Consider the following 20,951-nt stretch of genomic DNA (forward strand, 5'->3'; position numbering starts at 1 on the left):
GCGAGCGATGAACAAATCGATGCTGTCCGGCTGGAAGGGCATCCCGGCGCTGGCCTTGCTCGGCTTTTTGCTGCTGGGCATCGGCGTGTACATGGCGATCGAGCGTTACGTGCCGGCGCGCGGCTTTGAGGGGCGCAGCGAGGATTTGTACTGGTCGGTGGCGCAGATGCAGCTTGAGCTTGAGAAAGCCCGCGCCGACCTGCTGCGCCTGAAGGCGGGCGAAGTCCCCGAATCGCAGGTGCAGTTCCGGCTGGCGGTGGCCAACAGCCGTTTCCTCGATTTCGTCACCCCGTCCAAGATGCAGGAGATGCTGAGCCGCGTCGACGGCTTCAAGGGCACCGCCAGCCTGCTGCAGGATTTCTTCGAGGACGAGAACATCCTGCATCCCAGCGTTCGCAGCGCGCAGCAGAACATAGACCGCATCGACAGCATCCGGCCGTCTCTGGCCGAGTTCGCGGTTCAGGCGCGCGTGGCCGAGGTGTCTTCGCGCGACGCGCGCAACAAGGATTTGCGGCACAACCAGCAATTGGTCGCTTCGCTGTGGTTCGCGCTGGGCGGCATCTGCATGGTGATTTTCGTGCTGCTTTACCGTTACCAGGGCGCGCGTCGCGACGCCGCCGCGCGCCAGCAACTGCTGGAGCAGGAGCGGGCGGCGCACAAGGCCACGGTGAACGCGGAACTGGACCGCACCACCTTCCTCGCCACGCTGAGCCACGAGATCCGCTCGCCGCTGCAGACCATGCAGGTGTGCGTGGAGCTGATCGAGCCGGACATCGATCCGGCCGGCAAGGCCGCCAAGGCGGTGGGGCGGCTGAAAACCTGCATGGCGCACCTGATGACCCAGGTGCGCGACATCATGGACATCTCCGCGATCAAGAACATGCAGTTCCGGCTGCACATCAGCGACGTGGACGTGGCGGCCACGCTGAACGAGGTGATAGACGTGCACCGCGCGCAGCTGGACGGCAAGGGCCTGGGCCTGCATGTGCGGCTGGGCGAGCTGCCGCCGACGGTGAAGCTGGACGGCGACCGCTTGCGGCAGATCGTCGGCAATCTGCTGACCAACGCCATCCGCTACACCGATCACGGCACGGTCACGGTGGAGGCCGGCGTGGACGGCGCCGATGGCCGCAACATCCTGGACATCCGGGTGATAGACACCGGCATCGGCGTGCCCGAGGAGTTTCAATCGCGCATCTTCCAGCCGTTTTTCCAGGGCCATTCGCGCCGGGTGGGCAGCAGCGGGCTGGGCTTGGCGGTGGTCAAGGAACTGGTGTCGCTGCTGGGCGGCGAGCTGGAGCTGAAGAGCGTGGTGGGCGTCGGTTCCGAATTCATCGTGCGCTTGCCCATCGTGGTGCCGGATCAAATGCCGGGGCCGGAACGTTCGGTGCTGGTGGTGGACGACGACAAGAACATCCGCGAACCGTTTTCCGACTGCCTGCAAATGAACGGCTACGCGGTGTCCACCGCCAGTTCGGTGGCGGAAGCTTGTCAGAAGCTGCAGCAGGCCAGTTTCAACGTGGTGCTGCTGGACATGCAGCTAGGCAATGAGAGCGGCTATTCGGTGGCGGAGGCGCTGAAGCGCAGCGTGCGCCACCGCGGCGTGAAAATCATCGCGATGACGGCGTATCCGGAAGAGTACGCCGATCCGCGCGCCGCCTGGTTCGCCGCGCGGCTGGAGAAGCCGTTCGATATCAGCCGTTTGCGCGCGGTATTGGGCCGGGCGCTGGAATCGCCGTCCGGACCCGGCCACGTCGGCTAGTCGAACAGCCGCGCTTCGCGCAGCAAATGCCTGTCCCCCAGGCGGCGGGTGAAGCCGCAGCGGTCGAAATACTCCAGGATCTGAATCGCCAGCTTGCGGCCGCAGCCCAGCTGGTCGCGGAAGTTGGCGGCGTCGGCGTAGCCGGCGTCCTGGTTCAACTGGCGCACGCTGGCCGCCATGTCGCGGATCGCCGCGCTGCTGAGGTAGCGGTCCCGCACCACGGCGTGGACATGGCCCAGGCGCGCGGCTTTGCGCAGCAGCGCGCGCGCCGCTTCCTCCTCCACGCCGGCCGTCGCCGCCAGCTCCCGCACCCAGGGCGCCTGGTTCGCTTCGGCGAAAGCCGGCTCCAAACGCCGCCACAGCGCGGCCTCCTCCGCGTCGAAAGCCAGCACGTGTCCGGGCAGATGCAGCCAGCCGCGGGTATTGGCCAGTCTTCCCTCCGCCAGCAATTGATCGATCATCAGATTGACCGCGGCCTCGCTTTCCTGCGGCAGCGCCAGCCGGCGCGCGCGGCCGCGGCTGGCGCCCAGTTGGTCCGGCTGCTGAAGATGCAGCGCCGCCAGCCGTTCCAATAGCTGGCTTTGCAAATCCGCCCAGTGCTCCGGCGCATAGGCGTGCTGGCCGGCGACGCGCAGCGGCGCGGCGCGCAGCAGCCGCTCCAGGCCGGCCTCGCTCAATTGCCGGTCCCAGGCCAGCTCGGCCAGGGACACCGCCTGCCGGCCCAGGCGCAGCCGCAGATTTTCGGCGTCGTCCGCGCCGGCCGCGGCCAGCGCGCGCAGATGGGCCAGCCTGTCCTCGTGGCGCTTGCCGCGCGTCGGCGGCTGCCGCTCCAGCACCGTGGCGCAGGCCAGGGTGTGTTGCGCGCCGGCGTCGCGCAGGATCAGCCGGTCGCCGTCGGCCAGGTGGAGCGGGCGGTCCAGGCTCAGTTCCGCCAGCCCTTCGTCGCCGGGATGGAGCTGCGGACGTTCCAGCAGCGCCACCCGGCCGGTGCAGTGGCTGGCGGCGTGGTGGACGTGCACGGCTTGCCAGTGGCGCAGCGCGGCGTGCAGCGCCGGCGCCAGGCGCAAGCGCACGCTGACGCGGGCGGCCGGCTCCGGGGCGGCTTGCGCCAGCAGCCAGTCGCCGCGTTGAATCTGTTGCTTGTCCACGTCGCCGGCCAGATTGAGCGCGATGCGTTGTCCGGCCTGGCCTTCCCGCGCCGGCTGGTTCTGCACGTGCAGGCCGCGCACGCGGACGGCGGCGTCCCTGCCGCTCAGCCATAGGGCGTCGCCGACGCCGACGCGGCCGCTCCAGGCGGTGCCGGTCACCACCAGGCCGGCGCCGCTGATGGTGAAGGCGCGGTCTATCGCCAGGCGGAAGCGCCGTTCGGTTCCGACGGCTTCGTCGCGCAGTTGCAGCAGATGCCGCCGCAGCGCGTCGACGCCGGCGCCGGTGCGCGCGGACACCGGGAGCAGCGCCGCCGCTTGCAGGCCGTGCTCGGCCAGCGTCAGTCGCGCAGCGGCCATCGCGCGCTCCAGCGCTTCCGGGCCGGCCAGGTCGCTCTTGCTGACGACCACGGTCAGGCTGTCCAGGCGCAGCAATTGCAGGATGGCGAGGTGTTCGCGGGTTTGTGGCATCACGCCGTCGTCGGCGGCGATCACCAGCAGCGCGTGGCGCACGCCGCCGACGCCGGCCAGCATATTGCCGAGGAAGCGCTCATGGCCGGGCACGTCGATGAAGCCGATTGCACCGCCGTCCGGCGTCGGCAGATAGGCATAGCCCAGGTCTATGGTCATGCCGCGCTTTTTTTCTTCCGGCAGGCGGTCGGCGTCGGTGCCGGTCAGGGCGTGAAGCAGGGCGGTCTTGCCGTGGTCTACGTGTCCGGCGGTGGCGATAATCATGGCGGGCGAAGCGGCAGGGGGAAAAGGCCAAGTATCGCCAGAAACGGCGGGCTTGGCCATGGGCCCGCGCTCAGCGGGCGGGCGCGGGATCCGGAAGATAGTGGCCGGCGGGGTCGATGTGGACCAGCACGTCCAGCACCGGATGCCGCTCCAGCACGCGGTGGCGCGCGGCTTCGGAGATGGCGTGGGCCTGTTCCACGCTGATGGCGCCGTCCACTTCCAGATGCACGTCCACCTGGATCAGGTCGCCCATCTTGCGGGTGCGCAGATCGTGCACGCCGTGGATGCCCGGTGTGGCCAGCAGGGTCTGGCGGATGGCGGCGACGGCGTCGTCGTCGGCGGCGCGGTCCATCAGGTCGTGCATCGCGTCCCAGCCGAAGCGCCAGCCCATGCGGGCGACCAGCAGGCCCACCAGCAGGGCGGCCACCGGGTCCAGCAGCGGATAGCCCATCAGGTTGCCGATGATGCCCAGCGCCACCACCAGGGAGGAGGCGGCGTCGGAGCGCGCGTGCCAGGCATTGGCCACCAGCATGCTGGAGCGCACGCGGCGGGCCACCGCCAGCATGTAGCGGAACAGCGCTTCCTTGACCGCCAGCGCCAGCAGCGCCACCCACAGGGCGACGGCGTGGACGGTGGGGATGGCGGAGGGGTCGTGGAATTTCGCGGCGGCGCTGTAGAGCATGCCCAGGCCCACGCCCAGCAGCAGCAGGCCGAGGATCAGCGAGGCGGCGTTTTCGTAGCGGTGGTGGCCGTAGTGGTGGTCGTTGTCCGGCGCCTTGTGGCTGTGTTTGCCGGCCAGCAGCACGACGAAGTCGGCGATCAGGTCGGACAGCGAGTGCAGACCGTCGGCGATCAGGGCCGAGGAGTGGGCCAGCGCGCCCACCACGATCTGGGTGGTGGAGAGGATCAGGTTGACAGCGACGCTGACCAGCGTGCTGACGCGGCCGGCGCGGCGCTTCTCCGCGCTGTCGCCGTCGATGGCGTGATGGGTATGGGCCATGGCAGTGCAGTCCGGCAGTGGGTGGGATGTCGCCATTATCGCACAAAAAGCTATTAAATTTGAAAAATTGATTGTTTTTCTTAATGAGAATGAGAACAAGAACGAACCTCAGCCGCGGCGGAGGCGGCTTGTGACACAATCGTGGTTTTCCGCGGGCGGGGCAGGGAATGGCTTTATTGCTGAAAAGCGCCTTGGGCGCGCTGGCGGTCTTGTTGATCAGCGTGTTGGCCAGGTCCAGGAGTTACTACATCGCCGGCCTGGTGCCGCTGTTCCCCACTTTCGCGCTGATCGCGCACTACATCGTCGGCGGCGAGCGCGGCGCGGCGGAGCTGAAAACCACCTTGTTGTTCGGCATGGCTTCGCTGCTGCCTTATTTCATCTATCTGCTGGCCTTGTATTGGCTGATAGACCGTTGGCGGCTGGGCGCGGCGCTGCTGGGCGCGGCGGCTTGCTGGGCGGTGGCCGCCGGCGCCTTGGTGTGGCTATGGACGCGCCAATGAGGCCAGGTTGGCGATGAAGCCTGCCTCGTCTTCCAGGCAGCGCAGGTCCAGCCATAAGCGGCCGTCGGCCAGGCGGCCGATCACCGGCCGCGGCAGCCCGCGCAGCGCTTCGGCCAGCCGTTCCAGCGTGCCGCCGCGGCCGTCGGCGGGCGCTATCGCCAGCGCCCAGCTGGGCAGCCGGTCTACCGGCAGCGAGCCGCTGCCGATCTGGGACAGGCAGGCGGCGCCCTCCGCCAGGTAGTCCGTTCCCAGCGCCGCGGCCAGCGGCGCGAGCAGGCGTTCGGCGCTGGCGCGCATCGCCGCTTGCGGGCGGCTCAGCCGGCGCAGCGTGGGCAGGGCGTCGGCCAGCCGGTCCGGCTCCAGATAGAGCCGCAGCGTGGCCTCCAGCGCCGCCAGCGTCATCTTGTCGCAGCGCAGCGCGCGTTTGAGCGGGTGCTGCTGAATCTTGTCTATCCATTCGCGCTTGCCGATGATCAGGCCGGCCTGCGGGCCGCCCAGCAGCTTGTCGCCGGAGAAGCTGACCAGGTCGACGCCGGCGGCGATCATCTGCTGCGGCATCGGTTCGTGCGGCAGGCCGTAGGCGGCCAGGTCGATCAGCGCGCCGGAGCCCAGATCGGTGGCCACCGGCAGGCCGCGTTCGCGCGCCAGTTCGGCCAGCTCCGCTTCCGCCACGCTGCTGGCGAAGCCCTGAATCGCGTAATTGCTGGTGTGGACCTTGAGCAGCAGGCCGGTCTCCGCGCTAATGGCGTTGCGGTAGTCCTTCAGGTGGGTGCGATTGGTGGCGCCCACTTCCACCAGCCGGCAGCCGGCCTGGCGCATCACGTCCGGCATGCGGAAGGCGCCGCCTATCTCCACCATCTCGCCGCGCGACAGGATCACTTCGCGGCCGGCGGCGACGGTGGACAGCATGATCAGCACCGCCGCCGCGTTGTTGTTGACCACGCAGGCGGCTTCCGCGCCGGTGAGTTCGCGCAGCAGTTCGCTGACCGCCTGGTCGCGGTGGCCGCGGCCGGCGCCTTGCAGATCGAATTCCAGCGTCGCGGCTTCGCGCATCGCGGCGCTCACGGCCTCTACCGCGGCTTCGGCCATCGGCGCCCGCCCCAGATTGGTGTGCAGCACGGTGCCGGACAGATTGAACACCGGCCGCATCCGCATGCGCTGGCGTTCGGCGACCCGGTCGCCGACGGCGGCGGCCAGGCTGTCGTCGCTGGCGGCCCAGGCCGGCAGCGCGTGCTGTTCGCGTATGGTCCGGCGCGCCTGCTCCAGCGTTTGGCGCACGGCTTCGGCCAGCGCGGCGTTGCCGTGGCGGCCCAGCAGGCGGGCCAGGCGGTCGTGGCCCAGCAGGCGGTCTACCGAGGGCAGGCGGGTGTACAGGTTCTTCAGGTCCATGGAGAGCTTCCGGCGCGGCGTCAGATTTCTTCATTTTACCCGCTTACGCCCGAGAGCTGCCGGCTGCGTATAATGGCTGGATGCAGACACATCAAACGCCTCCCTACGCCGGTCTGACGCCGGACGCCATCCTCGACGCCGTGGACAGCCTTGGCCTTTACAGCTCCGGCAGCCTGCTGGCGCTGAACAGCTACGAGAACCGGGTTTATCAGGTCGGCATCGACGACGCCGCGCCGCTGGTGGCCAAGTTTTACCGGCCGGAGCGCTGGAGCGATGAGCAGATTCTGGAGGAGCACGCGTTTTCGCTGCAATTGGCGGAGCGCGAGATTCCGGTGGTGCCGCCGCTGGTCTTCAACGGCGCGACGCTGCACCATCACGGCGGTTTCCGCTTCGCCCTGTTCCCGCGCCGCGGCGGCCGGGTGCCGGAGTTGGGCGACGCGCGCACGCTGGAGTGGATAGGCCGCTTTCTCGGCCGCATCCACGCCCTGGGCCGGGTGGAGGGCTACGCGCGGCGGCCGGCTTTGGATGCGTCCAGCTTCGGCCGCGAGCCGGCGGACTATCTATTGCGGCACGCGGATTTGCCGCCGGAACTGCGCGAGGTGTTCCGCGGCGTGCTGGAGCAGGCCTTGGCCGGCGTCGACCGCGCCTACCAGCGCGCCGGCGCGGTGAGCGCGCTGCGCTTGCACGGCGATTGCCATGTCGGGAATATGCTGTGGACCGACGATGGCCCGCATTTCGTCGATTTCGACGATAGCCGCATGGGGCCGGCGGTGCAGGATTTGTGGATGCTGCTGTCCGGCAGCCGCGAGGAGCAATCGGCGCAGCTGGCCGAGGTGCTGGCCGGTTACGAGGACTTTTGCGAGTTCGATCTGCGCGAACTGCATTTGCTGGAGGCGCTGCGCACCCTGCGCCTGATCCATTACAGCGCCTGGCTGGCGCGGCGCTGGCACGATCCGGCCTTCCCGGCCGCCTTCCCCTGGTTCAACGGCCAGCGCTATTGGGAGGAGCAGATCCTGACGCTGCGCGAACAGATCGCGCTGCTGGACGAGCCGCCGCTGTGGTCGGCTTGAATTCAGCGCTCAGCCGGTGCTGGCTTCCTTGTTTTGCTGCATTCTTTCCTTGACCCAGCTTTCGAAGTGGGGCGCGTCCATCGGTTTGGCGATGAAATAGCCCTGGCCCATCAGGCAGCCGCGGTTGCCCATGAAGTCCAGATCGGTGGTGGTTTCTATGCCTTCCGCCACCGTGGTCAGCTGCATGCGCTGCGCCAGTTCGATCACGCTGTTGAGCACGGCCTCCAGGTGCGGCTTGGTGGACACCGAGGTGACCAGCGACTGGTCTATCTTCAGCTCGGTGAACGGGAAGCGGGTCAGCTGCTGCAGGGTGGCGAAGCCGGTGCCGAAGTCGTCGATGGACAGGCCCAGGCCGCCCAGGCGCAGCCGGGCGGCGATGCCGATGGCTTCGGCCAGATTGTCGGCGATGGCGGTCTCGGTCACTTCGAAGATGATGAAGCGCGGCGGCACATGGGTGCTGAGCAGGCGCTGTTCGATTTGCTGGGTCAGGTCGTCCCCTTTCAGCGACAGCGCGGACAGATTGACCGACAGCGGCAGCCGCAGACCGCGGCGCGCCCATTCCTGCCATTGCTTCAGGCCCTGGTCCAGCATGCTCAGCGTCAGCTCGGTGGCCCAGCCGCTGGCTTCCACCACCGGGATGAAGCGGGCGGGGGAGACGATGCCGAGTTCAGGGTGCTGCCAGCGCGCCAGCATTTCCGCGCCCTTGAGCAGGCCGCCGTTGAGGGTGACCTTGGGCTGGTAGTAGGGAATGATCTCGCCCTTGTCCAGCGCTTCGCGCACTTCCACCTCGCTGAACAGCTCGGCGTGATGCTCGTCGCCGCCCTTGGGCGTCCACACCCGTTTGAGCAGGTCCAGCAGCTCGGGCTGGCGCAGCGGCTTCTTTAAGCCGCCCAGCACCGGCAATCCCAATTCCCGCCCCATCAGCTCCACGGTGGAGATCAGCAGGTAATCCTTGCTGGAGGTGACCACCAGCGGCGCGGCCAGCCCCTCCTTGGCCATGTGCTGCATCACTTGCACGCCGTCCAGCTTGGGCATTTCCAAATCCAGCAGGATCAGGCTGGGCAGCTGCTCGCGCATCCGCTCCAGGCCTTCCTCGCCGTTGGCGGCCTGGCGGATCTGCTGCGCGCCCAGGCCTTGGCAGATCTCGCAGCCGTGCTGGCGCTGCAAGGTGCTGTCGTCGATGATCAGGACGTCCTGGATATCCAGTTGCATGGTGTTTCCTCGTTCAGCGGCAAATCGCCTTGGCGATGGTGTCCAGCGACATCACTTCGTCGGCCGCGCCCAGGCGGATCGCCTCCTTGGGCATGCCGAACACGACGCAGCTTTCCTCGTCCTGGGCGATGGTCTTGGCGCCGCAATCGTGCATTTCCTTCAAGCCCTTGGCGCCGTCGTCGCCCATGCCGGTCATGATGATGCCCAGCGCGTTCTTGCCGGCGAACTTGGCGGCGGAGCGGAACAGCACGTCCACCGACGGTTTGTGGCGGCTGACCAGCGGGCCGTCCACCACTTCCACCAGGTAGAAGGCGCCGCTGCGCTTGATCATCATGTGCTTGCCGCCGGGGGCGATCAGCGCGCGGCCGGGCAGGATGCGGTCGCCGTTGCTGGCTTCCTTGACCTCGATCTGGGACAGGCTGTCCAGCCGCTCGGCGAAGGAGCGGGTGAATTTTTCCGGCATGTGCTGGACGATGGCGAGGCCGGGGCAGGTGCGCGGCAAGGCGGTGAGCACGGTTTCCAGCGCCTGGGTGCCGCCGGTGGAGGTGCCCACGGCGATGATGCGTTCCGTGGTGGCGAACATATTGCCGCCGGTGGGCGCGGACAGGATGGCGTCGGCGGACAGCTTGGGCCGGGTTTCCAGCGGGTTGGGCGCCGGTGCCGCAGCGCCCAGGGAGGACGAGCCCGGCGTCGCGCCGCCGGCCGACGGCATCACCCGCACCCGGTTCATCCGGGCGGCGGCGGCGCTGCGCACCGCGTGCACCAGTTGACTGGCGCTCTCCTCCAGGAAGCCCTTGACCCCGGCCATGGGCTTGGCGATCACTTCCACCGCGCCGGCGGCCATCGCCTGCATGCTGATGTCGGTGCCTTTCTGCGTCAGCGAGGAGCAGATCACCACCGGCGTCGGCCGGCTGGCCATCAGTTGCTTGAGGAAGGTGATGCCGTCCATGCGCGGCATCTCGATGTCCAGCACGATGACGTCCGGCCATTGCTGTTTCATTTTTTCCATCGCGGCGATGGGGTCGGTGGCCACATCCATCACCGTCATGCCGGTTGCCTGGCTGAAAACCTGGCTCAGCACCTGGCGAACCACTGCAGAGTCGTCCACGATCAGCACTTTGATAGTCATGCCCGAGTCCTTGCCTTATGGTGTGCGGAAATCCTGCTCATGTCCGCGTCCTGCGTCTGTTTTACCCACACATCGCCCGTGGCCAGGTCGAACATCACCAGCCGCGGGCTGTTGCCGCCCAAATCCTCCGCCTGCACCGACAGCCCCAGTTGCTTGACCAGTTGGTAGGCCATGTCGATATTGCGCGACGGCACGTCGTGCGGCTGATCGCGCTCGACGCCGGCCAGCACCGCGGCGCCGCCCACCAGCTTGGCGTGGAACTCCTGCAAGGGCAGGCCGGAGGACAGCACCTCGTGCAGCATCAGCAGCATGGCTTCGTCGCCGTAGCGGCCGGACAGCGCCGACGGCCGGCGGTCGGTGCGTCGCGCCAGCAGGTAGTGGCACATGCCGCCGATCTTGGCCTTGGGGTGCCACAGCGTGATCGAGACGCAGGAACCGAGCAGCGTGCGGATCTTGTGGTGCTTGTCGCCGAAGTACCAATCGCCGGGATGCAGGAAAATATCGACGTCTTGTTTTGTCATTACCAGGGCCTTTGCGCCTAAGGTGGCCAAGCGACCGGTTCATTCGTTTCAATGTAGAACAGTTGCCGCGCCGTTTCAGGGCGGATTCGACGCGCCCTCCGGCGCGGCGTCCGCGTCCCGGATCAGGAAGTAGGCGATTTGCTGTTGCAGGCGCGCCGCCTGTTTGTGCACTTCGGCGGCGGTGGCCGCCAGCGCTTCGCTGTTGGAGGTGTTGCGCTGGGACACCTCGCCCAGGCGCTCCATCGCGTCGTTGACCTGGGCGATGCCGCGCGCTTCCTCGCGGCTGGCGACGCTGATGCCGCCCACCAGCTCCGCGGTGGCCGCGCTGCGCTCCAGGATGCCGGACAGCGCGCGCGCGGCCTGGCGCGCCTCATGGCGGCTGCGCCGCGCCAGTTCGCCTATTTCCCGCGCGGCGTTCTGGCTGCGTTCGGCCAGCTTGCGCACATCGTCGGCCACCACGGCGAAGCCGCGGCCGTGCGGGCCGGCGGTGGCGGTCTCGATGGCGGCGTTGAGCGCCAGCAAATTGGTCTGGTAGGCGATGTCCTCGACGATGGCGATGCGTTCGGCGATCTGCTCCAGCGCGCTCTCCGCGGTCTGCACCGCCTGTTTGCCGTCCGCCACCTGGCGCGCGGCGTCGTGGGCGGCGGCGTTGGTCAGCTCCGCCTGCGCCAGATTGCCCTGGCTGACGTCGTGCATCTGGGCGCAGGATTCCGCGGTGGCGCCGACGCTGAGCGCGGCGGCCCAGCTGCTTTGCGCCAGCGCCTCGGCGGTGGCCCGGATTTCGCGGGCGCTGTCGGCCAGTTGGTCGGCGCTGTGGCTCACGTCCAGGATGATGCCGCTCAGATGGCGGTCGCAATACTCCAAAGCGGTGTGCACGCTGCGGCGCGTTCCGGCGGGCGCTTTGTCGCCGCGGCACAGGCGGCCGGCGGCCATGTCGCGCATGCGCGCGGCCAGCGCGTCGGGCTCCGCGCCCAGGATGCGCCACAGATTGCGGTGGATGGCCCAGGCCAGGGTCAGGCCGGCCAGCGCGCTGCCGCCGGCCAGCGCCAGCAGCAGCGTTCTCAGTTGCCGGCCGCGGCGCTCCGCCAGCTCGCTGGCTTGCTGGCGCAGGGCGTGCGCTTGTTCGCGCAGCTGCCGCAGCGCGACGAGCAGCGCCGGCGCGGCCTGGTCCAGCGCTTTGCGGGCTTCGTATTTCTGATTGGCCGCGGCCTGGCGCATGCCTTGATCCAGTATCGCGAAGGCCAGGCCGCGTTGGGTTTGCAGCTGCCGCATCGAGCGTTGCAGCGCTTCCTTGCCCGGCGCCTGCTGTCGTTCTATGGCGTCGGCGAGTTTTTGCTCCAGCTCCAGATAGCGGCCGCGGGCGGCGAGATAGCTTTCGCGCCAGGCCTGGATGTCGCGGCGGCTGGAGACGATGATCAGCGAGCGGTAGTCGATGCGCATTTCCTGAATCTGGACATGCATGCGGTCGCTGAGCCGGGCTTGGCGGCCGTAGACCCGGGTGACCTCTTCCAGCTGGGTGTGGAACTGCTCAAGGCCGTAGAGCCCGGCGCCGATCAGGGCCAGCAGCAGGCACAGCAGCGCACCGAAGCCCAGCTTCAGTTGCCGGGAGACGGACAGGGGATTCCGGCCGGGCGCGGAGGCGAAGGGGGCCGGCATCGCCGCTCAGGCCTTTTCCGTTTGGGTTTCCGCGGCGGCGTCCTGTTGGCCCAGGCTGGAGATCAGCGCCATTTCATCGACCGACAGCACTTTGTTGACGTTGAGCAGCACGATGAAATGGCCGTCCAGCTTGGCCATGCCGGCGATGAAGTCGACGCGGATCTTGCTGCCGAACTGGGGCGGCGGCTCGATGTCGGCGTCGGGGATGGCCAGCACCTCGTGCACCGCGTCCACCAGGATGCCGATCAGCTGCAACTGGTCCTCGCCCTCGACTTCGATGATGACGACGCAGGTGCGGCGGTTGATTTCGGTTTCGCCGCGGGCGAAGCGCAGCGACAGGTCTATCACCGGCACCACCGAGCCGCGCAGATTCATCACGCCGCGGATGAAGGGCGGCATCAGCGGCACATGGGTGGGTTTCAGGTATTCCAGGATTTCGCGTATCGCCAGGATGCCGATGGCGAAGACGTCGCCGCCCAGTTGGAAGGTCAGGTATTGGCGGACGTCGGCCTGCGGCTCGGCGGAGGAGGCGTTGTCGTGCTTGCGCTGCAGATGTAGCGGTTTCATGGCGCTGTCCGGGTTAGAAACGGATGAAGTCGGACTCTTCCGCCAGCGGCGGGTGCAGCGGCTTGTGCAGCAGGGCGGGTTCGTGCCGCGCCCGCACCCGCGTCGCAGGATGCAGGGTTTCGGCGGCGCCCAGCTTGAAGTAGCCCATCAGCTCCTGCAGGTGTTCGGCCTGATCGTTCATTTCCTCGGCGGTGGAGGCCAGCTCTTCGCTGGCGGACGCGTTCTGTTGGGTGGTCAGGCTCAGTTGCTGGATGGCGGAGTTGATCTGGCTGACGCCGCTGGCCTGTTCGTTGGACGCGGCGGCGATTTCCTGCACCAGATCGGCGGTGCGGCTGCTGGAACGGACGATTTCCTCCAGGAACTGGCCGGCTTGTTCGGCCAGCTTGACGCTGCTGCCGGCCACGCCGCTGATTTCCTGAGCGGCGATCTGGCTGCGCTCGGCCAGTTTGCGCACTTCCGCCGCCACCACGGCGAAGCCCTTGCCGTGTTCGCCGGCGCGCGCGGCTTCGATGGCGGCGTTGAGCGCCAGCAGATTGGTCTGGTAGGCGATGTCGTCGACGATGCCGATCTTGTCTGCGATCTGGCGCATCGCCTCCACGGTGCGGCGCACCGCCTCGCCGCCCTCGGCCGCTTCGCGCGAGGCCTTGGTGGCGATGCTTTCGGTCACGCGGGCGTTGTCGTTGGTCTGGCTGATGGAGGAGGACATTTCCTCCACCGAGGCCGAGGTCTCCTCGATGCCGGCCGCCTGTTCGCTGGCGGCCTGGGACAGCGCCTGGGAGGTGGAGTTGATCTGCTGCGCGGCGCTGGACAGCGCTTCGGAGCCGCTCTTGACCTCGGCGATGATGGTGCGCATCCGCTCTATGGTGACGGCGATGGCGGCGCACAAGCTGCTTTGGTCGCCCGGCCGCAGCCGGATCTCCGCGTCCAGATTGCCGTCGGCCACATGGCGCATCACTTCGGACACATAGTGCGGTTCACCGCCCAGGGTGCGCAGCAGATTGCGGGTGATCAGGGTGGCGATGACGGTGCTGAACAGCGCGGCCAGCAAGGACAGCGCGATCATCACCCAGTGGGCCTGTTGATAACTGGTGTCGGCCTGGTTGGCCAATTGCTCGTTGAGCTTGTCCTCCAGGTCCGCCAGCGCGGTCAGCTGTTGGTTGAAGGCGATCATCTGCGGCGCGATCTCGCCCTGCATCATTTTTTTGGCCTCGTCCTGGCGCCCCTGGTTGGCCAGGTCCACCGCCTTGTCCACCATGGTGAGCGTGGCCGGACGCATGTTCTGGATGCGGCTCATCTGCTCCAGTTCCTGAGGGGTGTTGTTGTCCGCCTGCCGGAAGACTTCGGCCAGTTTCTTTTCCCGGTCCATATAGATGACTTTGGCCGCCTGATAGGCTTGCAGCGCGTTGTTGATGTCGGCCGGCCCCTCGGCCAGCATCACGTTGCGGTAGGCGATGCGGATGTCCTGGTTGTCGCTGATCAACTGGCGCGCCAAGCGGCTTTCCACATTGTTGACCTGGGTGATGTCGCGCAGCGCGACATTGCTGATTTCCAGCCCGTACAGCGCCGCGCCGACGCAGATCAGCATCAGCACGATGATCAGGCCGAAGCCCAGGCCGAGTTTCTGCGCGATGGACATGCCGTGTTTGTATTGGCTCATTGGGCGCTCCTATCCGTTTTCGCCGCGGTGTTTGTCGTGCCTGGGTCCCATTCCCGGGCGGGAAACAGCGCGTAGCGCTCCGCCTCTTTTTGGGTGGCGTGGTGAATCAGGGCGGGCACGTCGAGAATCAAGGCGACTTCGCCGGTGCCCAGTATGGTGGAGCCGCTGATGGCTTTGAGATGGCGGAACAGGCTGCCCAGCGGCTTGATCACGGTCTGGAATTCGCCCAGCAAGGCGTCCACCACCAGGCCGGCCTTGCGCTCGCCGTAGTGGACCACCACCACGTTGCGGCGTTTGGCCGCGACGGCGGGCAGATCCAGGAAGCCGTCCAGGCGCAGCAGCGGCAGCAGTTCGCCGCGCAGGTTCAGGCAGTCGTGCACGCTGTCCTTGTCCAGCGCGGCGGGCAGTTCTATGCATTCGATCACCGCTTCCAGCGGCACCACGAAGGTGGCGGCGGCGACTTCCACCAGGAAGCCGTCGATGATGGCCAGCGTCAGCGGCAGCCGGATGCGGAAGGTGGTGCCGAGTCCGAATTCGGATTCGATGTCTATGGTGCCGCGCAGCTGCTCTATGCTTTTCCTCACCACGTCCATGCCGACGCCGCGGCCGGAGATGTTGGTGACCTGGTCCGCGGTGGAGAAGCCGGCTTCGAAGATCAGCCGGAACGCGTCCTGCTCCGGCAAGGTCGCGTCGGCGGGCAGCAGGCCGCGCTCCACCGCCTTGGCCAGGATGCGTTGCTGATTGAGGCCGCCGCCGTCGTCGGCCACTTCGATCACGATGCTGCCGGACTCATGGTAGGCGTTGAGCCAGACATGGCCTTCGGCCGGCTTGCCGGCGGCCAGCCGGCGCTCGGTGGTTTCGATGCCGTGGTCGATGGCGTTGCGCACGATGTGCATCAGCGGATCGCCCAGTTTCTCCACCATGGATTTGTCCAGCTCGGTTTCCGCGCCGGAGATGTGCAGCTGGATGTCCTTGCCCAGTTCGCGCGACACGTCGCGCGCCACCCGCGGGAAGCGGTTGAAGATTTCGCCGATCTGGATCATGCGCATGGACAGGGTGCCGGCGCGGATCTGTTCGATCAGGTTGGCGATGGCCTGGGTGGACTCCACCAGCGCGCTTTGCTGCGAACGGCGCGCCACCAGGTTGGCGGCGGCGCCGGCGATCACCAGTTCGCCGATCAGATTGATCAGGCTGTCCAGCTTGCCGGCCTCCACCTTGATGAATTTGCTTTCGGCCGCTTTGCCGCTTTTGGCGTCGCTGACGGTTTTGGCGCCGGCGCGCGCGGCGGGGGCTTCCGGCGCCGCGTCGGCGAGCGGCGCGGGATCGGCGTCCGCGGCGGCGAGGTCTTCCGGCGCGAACTCCACGATCTCCACCAGCGGCGCTTCCTCCTCCTCCGTCAGCGGCGCGTCGGACGCCGCCTCGGCCTCGTCGGCCTCGGCGCCGGGCTCCAGGCCAAAGCGCAGCCAGACCGCCTGCACCGCGTCGGCTTCCTCCGGCGACGCGCTGGCCAGCGTCTGCGCCTGTTGCCGCGGCGTGGGCGGCCAGGCCAAGATGTGGACCTCGCTGTCTTCGCGGGCGAATTCGAAGACGTCCACCAGCGTCTGCTGCGCCTCCTGGCTGCGGTACAGCGCTTCCAGCCGCAGATAATTGGTTTCCGGGTTGAAGGCGTCGCCGGCCGGCAACTGGGTGGTGACGGCTTCGATCCGGTCGATCTCGCCTATGGTGGCGAGATAGCGGATGAAGGACGAGGGGTCCATGCCGTTGCGCAGCATGTCCGGGCCGAAGCGCAGCGACAGCAGCCATTGCTCCGGCCTCTGCGCGGCCGTAGGCTCGGCTTCAACAAGGGCCTCGGGCGGCGCTTGCGGCGGCTCGCTCTCCGCCGGAGCTTCCTCGACGGCCGCGCCGCCGACGGCGCGGCTGTAGGCGACCAGTTCCTCCAGCAGTTCGGTGCCGGCGAAGCGCTCCAGGCTGTCCTTGGCCGCCAGCGCGGTCAGCATTTCCTTGACGTGGTCGTGGCAGCGCAGCAGCAGGCCGGTCAGCATGTCGTCCAGCCGCAGCGCGCCGTCGCGCAGCAGGTCCAGCACGTTTTCCACTTCATGGGTGAAGCCGACGACGACGTCCAGGCCGAACAGCCCGGCCGAGCCCTTGATGGTGTGCATGGAGCGGAACAGGGCGTTCAGCTGTTCCGTGGTGGTGGAGTCGGCTTCCGCGTCCAGCAGGATGCGTTCCATCTCCCCCAGCAGATCGTTGGATTCTTCGAAGAAGGTTTGCAGCGCCAGTTCAAGATCCATGCGCGGCCTCCTCCAAAGAGAGTTCGCCTTGCAGGCCGACCAGGCGGATGAAGTCCAGCGACGCCGGGCTGGGGTCGACGAAGCGCAGCGCGACGCCCTTGCGCAGGCTTTCCCGGCGCAGCCACAGCAACACTTGGGCGATGGCGCAGTCCAGCTCGCCAACGCAGGACAGGTCCAGTTCGATGGCGGCGTGGCCGGCCAGGGCGGCGTGGAGTTGCTGGTGCAGTTCCGCCGCCTGGTAAATGGTTTGTTCTCCGCTGAGCGTCAGCTGGAAAGCGGCGGCGGGCGGCGCGGCGGGCGCGCTGTCTTGGGCGTCTGTTTTTTTGCGGGCGCGCGGCATGTCGGGCTCCCGGTCAGGGCAGGATCAATTTGGAAACGGCGGTCAACAGCACCGGCGGCTGGAACGGTTTGACCACCCAGGCCTTGGCCCCGGCGGCCTTGCCTTCCTGCTTCTTTTCCTCGGAGGATTCGGTGGTCAGCATGATCACCGGAGTGAACTTGTAATTGGGATGGACCTTGATGTTGCGCAGCAGCGCGATGCCGTCCATCAGCGGCATGTTCACGTCGGAGACGATCAGATGGACTTTGCGCCCGTCCAGCACGTCAAGGGCTTCTTGGCCGTTGGCGGCCTCCAGCACCTCATAGCCCGCGCCGGCAAGCGTCATGCGCACCACCTGCCGCAGGCTGGCCGAGTCATCGACGATGAGTATGGTTTTGGCCATCGAAAGCGTTCCCCGGATCAAAAAAAGGTGATGTTGTTCTGGTTATTGCCCGATTCAGTCTTGTCGCTGCTGTGCAGGACGCGCTGCTCATGGGTGGTATAGCTGTTTTTCAAGGCCTCCAGCCAGGCGGCGGTGTCCGGTGGCGCCGGCCGCTGCTCGGCGTCGATCAGCGCCAGGCTGAACACGTTTTCCAGCCGTCGCATATCGTTTTGCACCCCGCTGAGGATTTGATCCACCCGGTCCTGGAATTGCAGCTGAACCAGGATGTCTTCCAGCGCCTGCTGCAGGGATTGCGACTGCGCGGCTTCGTCGTCCGGCGCGGCTTCCGGATCCTGCGCGGCCGCGTCGGCGGGATTTCGCGGCGTCTGCGGCCGCAGCGGCTCGTGCGCCATCAGCGCCAGGCTGTCCATGGCCTTGTCTATCTGGTTCTGCAGCCGGGACAGCTGTTCCAGCGTGTCGCTGCCCAATTGCTCCATGCTTTGCTCGCCGTCCAGCTGGCGGCCGCTGATCAGGCTGCGCACCAGGTTTTGCAGGGTGCTGGCCGACTGGCCCAGGGTGTGCAGATGGATGGCGAGGTCGGTCTGTTGCCGGGTGGCGTTCTGCAAGAGCTGAAGCAAGTGCTGGAGCCGGCTTTCCGCCTGCGCCAGCGCCGCCTGGTCGGTGTGCTCGCCCGGTTTGGGCACCGCGCCGCCCACTTGGCGCAGGATGCCGTCGAAGCGCAGGGTCAGCCGGTTGGCGGCGTCGTCCATCTGTTCCTTGCCCAGGGAGATGTGGCCGGCCCACAGCGGCAGCAAGGCGCAGACGTGGCTGGCGAAGCCCTGCCAGTATTCGTCCGGGCTAGACGGCTGCGGCGCGGCGGCGGGCGCGGGCCAACACAGGGCCAGCGCCAGCGCGGCGGAACTGAGCGCCAGACCGGCCCAGAGCAGGGGCTGCCCCCAGAACAGCCAGCACAGGACGCCGCCATTGATGGCCAGGCCCAGCAGCAGGCGGTTTCTTGGCGTCAGGGGCGGGAGCAGGGCCATGTCGATCAACCGGGATAGAAAAAAGTCATACCTTTTTTGTAGTTGTTGGTTTTTTCTTATGCAAACGGACGGCGCGGCCAAAGCGCTCGCCGACGCCATGAAAAAAGCCTCCGTGTAGGAGGCTTGGGGGGACGTTGGGAGCGGCGGCTTAGCCGGGAAACAGCAGCGGATTGACTCCGCTGCGGGCGAAGCCGCGTTGCTCCAATTGCTGGTCCAGCGCCAGCGTGGCCAGATCGTCGGCCGCCGGCTCGGCGTTCAGGTCCTTGTCCAGCGCCAGGATCTTCAGATAGCTGCCGCAGTCGCCGCAGCTTTCGCCGCGCACCGCGGCCTGCTGGCTGTCGCCTTGCTCCAGCGACCAGTAGCCGATGTCGCGCGTGGCTTCGCAATTGCTGCACTTGGCGCGCACCAGATGCCATTCGCTCTCGCACAGGCTGCAATGCAGATAGCGCAGGCCGGACTCGTTGCCGAGGCGCACCACGCTGGCCACCGGCGGCATCGCGCACACCGGGCACAGGTGGCGGGCGTCGTCCGGTTCGGCCACCGCCGTCACCTGCAGTTGCGCGGCCAGCTGGCTGAAGTAGACCGACAGCGCCGCCCACAGCAAGGGCGCTCGCGCCGAGCCGACGGCGGCGAAATCGCCGTCGAGCAGCGCGCGCGCGGCGCTTTCCAGCGCCGCGTCGTCGGCCTGTTCCAGCTCGCGCGCCACCTCGCCGGCGGGGCCGGGCAGGGCGGCCAGCTCCGCGCACAGCGCGCGCAGCAGATCGCGCCAGACCGGATCGCGCGGCCAGGCGGCGGCGCCCAGCGGCGGCAGGCCGTGTTCGGCGCAATGATGAAAGTAATCGCCGCGCGGCGGCAGCGTCACCGGCTGTTCGCGCACCAAGCGGTGCTGCGCGGCGGCGATGCGGGCGGCGAAGGCCAGGTAGGCCGCCATCGGGTGGCCGTCGGCCAGCGCGGTCAGGCGTTGGCTGCGGGCCAGATAGCGTTCGGCGGGCTGGGGCAGCAATAACGGCGGGATTTCTCCCGCCGCGGTTTGCAGCCGGCCAGCCTCGTCCAGGGGGACGATGCGTATGCTCATGGCTTGTTCTTGTCTCCGGTCATTTCACGATACCAGCGCGGATGATGCTTCTTGGCCCAGGCGTGGGTGACCACGCCTTCCACCATCGCCCGTATCGTGCCGCGCACCCAGATGGCGGCGTAGACGTGGACGATGATGCCGGCGATCAGGATCAGCGCGCTCCAGGCGTGCAAGAGCAGCGCCACGCGGATTACCGGGATGGGGAAGTACAGGGCGAAGTAGGGCCGCCACATGATGAAGCCGGTGCACACCAGCACCAGCATGCAGCCGGTCATCAGCCAGAACATGCCCTTTTGGCCGCCGTTGTACTTGCCGATGTCGCCGACCTCGTGGCCGGACAGCACCGACTTCACCGCCATCATCCACTTCACGTCTTCCTTGTCCAGGAAGTTGTGATGCCAGTAGCGCAGGAACTGGCGCGCGAAGCCGACGAACATCAGCACCCCGACGAAGGGGTGGATGATGCGCGCCAGCTGCGGCGTGCCGAATACGCCGGTCAGCCAGAAGAAGGCCGGGTAGAAGAAGGCCAGGCCGGAAATCGCCAACAGCACGAAGCACACCGCCACGATCCAGTGGTTGAGGCGTTCCGCCGCGCTGTAGCGCTTGATCAGCTTTTCCTTGCTCATGCCTGTTCCTCCTCTTCCTCTTCCGCCTTATTGGGGCCGACGCCGATGTAGTGGAAGAAGCCGAACAGCACCGAGGCCGCCAGGCCTATGGTGGACAGCGGCTTGAGGATGCCCTTCCACAGACTGACCACCGGGCTGATCTTGGGATCCTTGGCCAGGCCGGAATACAGCTCCGGCTTGTCGGCATGGTGCAGCACGTACATCACGTGGGTGCCGCCCACGCCTTCCGGATCGTACAGCCCGGCGTTGGCGTAGCCGCGGGTCTTCAGCTCTTCCACCCGCTCGTGGGCGTAGGTCTGCATATCGGACTTGGTGCCGAAGCGGATGGCTCCGGTGGGACAGGTCTTCACGCAGGCCGGCTCCTGGCCCACCATCACCCGGTCGGAGCACAAGGTGCATTTATACGCCTTGTTGTCCTTCTGGTTGATGCGCGGGACGTTGAACGGACAGCCTGAGATGCAATAGCCGCAGCCGATGCAGTGCTCGGACTGGAAGTCCACGATGCCGTTGGCGTACTGGATGATGGCCCCCGGCGACGGACAGGCCTTCAGACAGCCCGGGTCGGCGCAGTGCATGCAGCCGTCCTTGCGGATCAGCCATTCCAGCTTGCCGCTTTCCTCCACCTCGCTGTAGCGCATCACCGTCCAGCTGTGGGCGGTGAGGTCGGCCGGGTTGTCGTAGACGCCGACGTTGCTGCCCACTTCGTCGCGGATGTCGTTCCACTCCGAGCAGGCCACCTGACAGGCCTTGCAGCCGATGCAGGTGGACACGTCGATCAGCTTGGCCACTTCGGCCTTGTAATCGCGCACCACCGGCGGCTGGGTGGGGCTGGCGGAGCGGCGCAGGATATCTTGCGATTGCAGTGATGACAT

19 protein-coding genes are annotated in these 20,951 nt (G+C 67.3%); 3 read left to right on the plus strand and 16 right to left on the minus strand.

Translation table 11 applies throughout. The features are described 5' to 3' along the window. The first annotated feature begins 7 nt into the window (after positions 1–7). The gene (locus VK98_RS12110) at positions 8–1,762 is read left to right on the plus strand and encodes a HAMP domain-containing sensor histidine kinase (RefSeq protein ID WP_048414265.1); all 1,755 of its coding nucleotides are present in this window, start codon (positions 8–10) and stop codon (positions 1,760–1,762) included. Here VK98_RS12110 and selB read toward each other — a convergent pair. After that, positions 1,759–3,642, minus strand: coding sequence for a selenocysteine-specific translation elongation factor (gene selB / locus VK98_RS12115; protein WP_048414266.1), 1,884 nt, complete (start codon positions 3,640–3,642; stop codon positions 1,759–1,761). The two genes, VK98_RS12110 and selB, sit on opposite strands and share 4 nt — an antisense overlap. Positions 3,643–3,712: 70 nt before the next feature. Then, positions 3,713–4,642 (minus strand): cation diffusion facilitator family transporter, encoded by a 930-nt coding sequence (locus tag VK98_RS12120; RefSeq protein ID WP_048414267.1) that lies wholly within the window; start codon positions 4,640–4,642, stop codon positions 3,713–3,715. A gap of 167 nt (positions 4,643–4,809) precedes the next feature. Here VK98_RS12120 and VK98_RS12125 point away from each other — a divergent pair, with 167 nt between their 5' ends. Then, positions 4,810–5,142: a GlpM family protein gene (locus VK98_RS12125; protein WP_048414268.1), complete on the plus strand. Its 333-nt coding sequence runs from the start codon at positions 4,810–4,812 to the stop codon at positions 5,140–5,142. Here the strand turns inward: VK98_RS12125 and selA are convergent. Next, a complete protein-coding gene (selA, locus tag VK98_RS12130) occupies positions 5,125–6,531 on the minus strand; it encodes an L-seryl-tRNA(Sec) selenium transferase (RefSeq protein ID WP_048414269.1) in 1,407 nt (468 codons plus the stop codon). The two genes, VK98_RS12125 and selA, sit on opposite strands and share 18 nt — an antisense overlap. 80 nt (positions 6,532–6,611) lie before the next feature. Between selA and VK98_RS12135 the strand changes: the two genes are divergently transcribed. Continuing rightward, positions 6,612–7,601, plus strand: a complete 990-nt coding sequence (locus VK98_RS12135; RefSeq protein WP_048414270.1) for a serine/threonine protein kinase — start codon at positions 6,612–6,614, stop codon at positions 7,599–7,601. 9 nt (positions 7,602–7,610) lie between these two features. Here the strand turns inward: VK98_RS12135 and VK98_RS12140 are convergent, their stop codons facing one another. The 13 genes from VK98_RS12140 to fdxH form a co-directional block, all read right to left on the minus strand. Next, positions 7,611–8,813, minus strand: coding sequence for an EAL domain-containing protein (locus VK98_RS12140; RefSeq protein ID WP_048414271.1), 1,203 nt, complete (start codon positions 8,811–8,813; stop codon positions 7,611–7,613). A gap of 13 nt (positions 8,814–8,826) precedes the next feature. Then, positions 8,827–9,942, minus strand: coding sequence for a chemotaxis response regulator protein-glutamate methylesterase (locus VK98_RS12145; RefSeq protein WP_048414272.1), 1,116 nt, complete (start codon positions 9,940–9,942; stop codon positions 8,827–8,829). Then, complete coding sequence (locus tag VK98_RS12150; RefSeq protein WP_048414273.1) at positions 9,939–10,463, minus strand: chemotaxis protein CheD; 525 nt, start codon at positions 10,461–10,463, stop codon at positions 9,939–9,941. Before VK98_RS12150 ends, VK98_RS12145 begins: the two co-directional genes overlap by 4 nt. Positions 10,464–10,538: 75 nt before the next feature. Beyond that, positions 10,539–12,119, minus strand: coding sequence for a methyl-accepting chemotaxis protein (locus VK98_RS22795; protein ID WP_053077350.1), 1,581 nt, complete (start codon positions 12,117–12,119; stop codon positions 10,539–10,541). Between the two features lie 6 nt (positions 12,120–12,125). Then, a complete protein-coding gene (locus VK98_RS12160; RefSeq protein ID WP_048414274.1) occupies positions 12,126–12,686 on the minus strand; it encodes a chemotaxis protein CheW in 561 nt (186 codons plus the stop codon). Between the two features lie 13 nt (positions 12,687–12,699). After that, the gene (locus VK98_RS12165) at positions 12,700–14,343 is read right to left on the minus strand and encodes a methyl-accepting chemotaxis protein (RefSeq protein WP_053077351.1); all 1,644 of its coding nucleotides are present in this window, start codon (positions 14,341–14,343) and stop codon (positions 12,700–12,702) included. Further along, positions 14,340–16,634, minus strand: a complete 2,295-nt coding sequence (locus VK98_RS12170; protein ID WP_048414275.1) for a chemotaxis protein CheA — start codon at positions 16,632–16,634, stop codon at positions 14,340–14,342. Before VK98_RS12170 ends, VK98_RS12165 begins: the two co-directional genes overlap by 4 nt. Then, the gene (locus tag VK98_RS12175) at positions 16,624–16,974 is read right to left on the minus strand and encodes a lipid asymmetry maintenance protein MlaB (RefSeq protein ID WP_053077352.1); all 351 of its coding nucleotides are present in this window, start codon (positions 16,972–16,974) and stop codon (positions 16,624–16,626) included. Before VK98_RS12175 ends, VK98_RS12170 begins: the two co-directional genes overlap by 11 nt. A gap of 13 nt (positions 16,975–16,987) precedes the next feature. Continuing rightward, a complete protein-coding gene (locus tag VK98_RS12180; RefSeq protein WP_048409685.1) occupies positions 16,988–17,356 on the minus strand; it encodes a response regulator in 369 nt (122 codons plus the stop codon). Positions 17,357–17,373: 17 nt separating this feature from the next. After that, a complete protein-coding gene (locus VK98_RS12185; protein ID WP_156187843.1) occupies positions 17,374–18,378 on the minus strand; it encodes a hypothetical protein in 1,005 nt (334 codons plus the stop codon). A gap of 148 nt (positions 18,379–18,526) precedes the next feature. Then, positions 18,527–19,453 (minus strand): formate dehydrogenase accessory protein FdhE, encoded by a 927-nt coding sequence (fdhE, locus tag VK98_RS12190; RefSeq protein ID WP_048414277.1) that lies wholly within the window; start codon positions 19,451–19,453, stop codon positions 18,527–18,529. Beyond that, on the minus strand, positions 19,450–20,079 hold the full coding sequence (locus VK98_RS12195) for a formate dehydrogenase subunit gamma (RefSeq protein WP_048414278.1): 630 nt from the start codon (positions 20,077–20,079) through the stop codon (positions 19,450–19,452). The genes fdhE and VK98_RS12195 overlap by 4 nt, the downstream gene beginning before the upstream one ends. After that, on the minus strand, positions 20,076–20,951 hold the full coding sequence (gene fdxH / locus VK98_RS12200) for a formate dehydrogenase subunit beta (protein WP_048414279.1): 876 nt from the start codon (positions 20,949–20,951) through the stop codon (positions 20,076–20,078). The genes VK98_RS12195 and fdxH overlap by 4 nt, the downstream gene beginning before the upstream one ends.

This window comes from Chromobacterium sp. LK11, assembly GCF_001043705.1.
GTDB lineage: Bacteria > Pseudomonadota > Gammaproteobacteria > Burkholderiales > Chromobacteriaceae > Chromobacterium > Chromobacterium alkanivorans.